Consider the following 2,576-nt stretch of genomic DNA (forward strand, 5'->3'; position numbering starts at 1 on the left):
TAGTCGGAGAGCGCGAGGCGGAGCGATGGGGCGCACCGAATGCTGGGGGGTGAGAGGGGGGGGTGTGTATAAGAGACGGGGGGGTCAGCGGGGGGCGGGGCCGACCAGGTCGCCCAGGACGTCCTCCATGGTGACGAAGCCGAGCAGGGATCCCTTGTCGCTGGTGACGGCGGCCAGGTGGGTGCTGCCGGCCCGCATCGCGGTCAGCGCGTCGTCCAGCGGTGTCTCCGGCCGGATGCGGATCACCGGGTGGAGGGCTTCGCGGGGGAACGGCCGGTCGCGGGCCGCCGCGCCCAGCGCGTCCTTGACGTGCAGGAAACCCAGAACGGTCGCGCCGGGGCCGGTGACGGGGAAGCGGGAGTAGCCGGAGGTGGCCGAGGCCCGTTCCAACTGCCGTGGTGTGACGCGCAGATCGACCGTCGTCATGCGGCTGACCGGGACCACGATCTCGGCGACGGTCCGGGTGCCCAGCGCGAGGGCGTCGCGCAACCGCTCGCTCTCGGCGGCCTCCAGGAGCCCGGCGTCGCTGGAGTCCTTGACGATGCGGGCGAGTTCGTCGTCGGTGAAGACCGACGCCACCTCGTCCCTGGGCTCCACGCGCAGCAGCCGCAGCAGGGCGTTGGCGAAGGCGTTGACGCCGAAGACGAACGGCCGCAGCGCGCGGGTCACCGCCACCAGGGCGGGGCCGAGGGCCAGGGCGGTGCGTTCGGGCGCGGCCAGGGCGATGTTCTTGGGGACCATCTCGCCGACGAGCATGTGGAGATAGGTCGCCAGGGACAGCGCGACGGCGAAGGCGATGGGGTGGGCCAGCGCGCCGGGCACACCGAGGGTGTCGAAGACCGGTTCCAGCAGGTGGGCGATGGCGGGTTCGGCGACCGCGCCGAGGACCAGCGAGGAGACGGTGATGCCGAGCTGGGCGGTGGCCATCATCGGCGAGAGGTGGCGCAGCGCCCACAGCACGGTGCGGGCGCGCCGTTCGCCGGCCTCGGCGCGCGGTTCGATCTGGTCGCGGCGGACGGAGATCAGGGCGAACTCGGCGCCGACGAAGAAGGCGTTGGTGATCAGGGTCAGCGCCCCGAGGGCGAGCTGGAAGGCCGTCATGGTCGGCTCCTGGGGTCGGGGATGCCGGGGTCGTCCGGGCCGGGGGCGCCGGGGGCGGTGATCCGGACACGTGCCGCGCGGTGGCGGGCGGTGGCCAGGACGGTCAGCCGCCAGCCCGCCACCCCGGCGGTGTCGCCCTCGGCGGGTATCCGGGCGAGCGCGGTGGCCAGCAGCCCGGCGACCGTCTCGTACGGGCCGTCCGGCGCCGTCAGCCCGATCGCGGCGAGCCGGTCGACGCGGACCCCGCCGTCGGCCTCCCAGGTGCCGGTCCCGGCGGGGGCCAGGTCGGGGGCCGCGGCGGGGTCGTGCTCGTCGCGGACCTCGCCGACGACCTCCTCGACGATGTCCTCCAGCGTCACCACCCCGGCGGTGCCGCCGTACTCGTCCACGACCACCGCCAGCGACCCGCCGCCGCGCAGCCGCTCCAGCAGCCGGTCCACCGGCACGGTGCCGGGCACCAGCAGCGGCTCGGTCATCACGCGGGAGACGGGGGTGACGGTCCGGGTGCGGCGGCTGAGGCCGAGGACGTCCTTGATGTGGACGACGCCGACGACGTCGTCCAGGCCGTCGCGGTAGACGGGGAACCGGGACAGGCCGGTGGCCAGCGTCAGGTTCGCCGCGTCGGCGGCCGTGGCGTCCGCCGCCAGCGCGTGGACGTCCACGCGGGGGGTCATGACGCTGTGGGCGGTCAGCTCCCCCAGGTGCAGGGTCCGCACGAACAGCTCGGCGGAGTCCGGCGGCAGCACGCCCTGGGCCGCCGAGTGCCGGGCCAGCGCGACGAGTTCCTGCGGGGTGCGGGCCGAGGCCAGCTCCTCGGCCGGTTCCAGGCCCAGGCGCCGCACCAGGCGGTTGGCGGTGTCGTTGAGGTGGCGGATGAACGGGCCGAAGGCTGCGGTGAAGCCCCGTTGCGGGCCGGCGACCACCCGGGCGACGGCCAGCGGCCGGGAGATCGCCCAGTTCTTCGGGACGAGTTCGCCGACCACCATCAGCAGCACCGTGGAGAGCGCGACCCCCAGCGCCACCGCGGCCGACGACGCGGCTCCGGCCGGCAGTCCGGCCGCCCGCAGCGGCCCGCGCAGCAGCGCGGCCAGCGACGGCTCGGCGAGCATGCCGATGACCAGCGAGGTGACCGTGATTCCCAACTGCGCGCCGGAGAGCTGGAACGTCAGCGCGCGCACGCCCTCCAGCGCCCCCGCGGCGCGCTTGTCGCCCGCGGCGGCGGCCCGTTCCAGTTGGCCGCGCTCCACCGTGGTGAGCGAGAACTCGGCGGCCACGAACACCGCGCAGGCCAGCGTCAGGAGCAGGGCGACGAGCAGCAGCAGGACTTCCGTCACCGCGTCACCCCCGTCCCGGCCGGCTCGGGCCTCCCGCGCGGGGCGCGGGCGGCGACGGGCCGGGGACGGGGCTGCTTCTTTTCCGCATCTGGCCCTGCCCACGACGATGGTGCGCGCGTGATTACCCCTTCTGCCCCTGAT

General features: G+C 75.0%; 2 protein-coding genes. Both read right to left on the reverse strand.

Annotated elements, in window-relative coordinates; translation table 11 throughout:
• Positions 1-84: 84 nt before the first annotated feature.
• The gene (locus BN2279_RS07850) at positions 85-1,101 is read right to left on the reverse strand and encodes a hemolysin family protein (protein WP_059007821.1); all 1,017 of its coding nucleotides are present in this window, start codon (positions 1,099-1,101) and stop codon (positions 85-87) included.
• Positions 1,098-2,435: a hemolysin family protein gene (locus BN2279_RS07855; RefSeq protein WP_059007823.1), complete on the reverse strand. Its 1,338-nt coding sequence runs from the start codon at positions 2,433-2,435 to the stop codon at positions 1,098-1,100. Before BN2279_RS07855 ends, BN2279_RS07850 begins: the two co-directional genes overlap by 4 nt.
• Between the last annotated feature and the right edge of the window lie 141 nt (positions 2,436-2,576).

It is taken from the genome of Streptomyces specialis, assembly GCF_001493375.1.
Lineage (GTDB): Bacteria > Actinomycetota > Actinomycetes > Streptomycetales > Streptomycetaceae > Streptomyces > Streptomyces specialis.

Coding starts and splice junctions, on each gene's coding strand:
- BN2279_RS07850 (WP_059007821.1), bottom strand. CDS start 1,101: ATGACGGCCTTCCAGCTCGCCCTCGGGGCGCTGACCCTGATCACCAAC.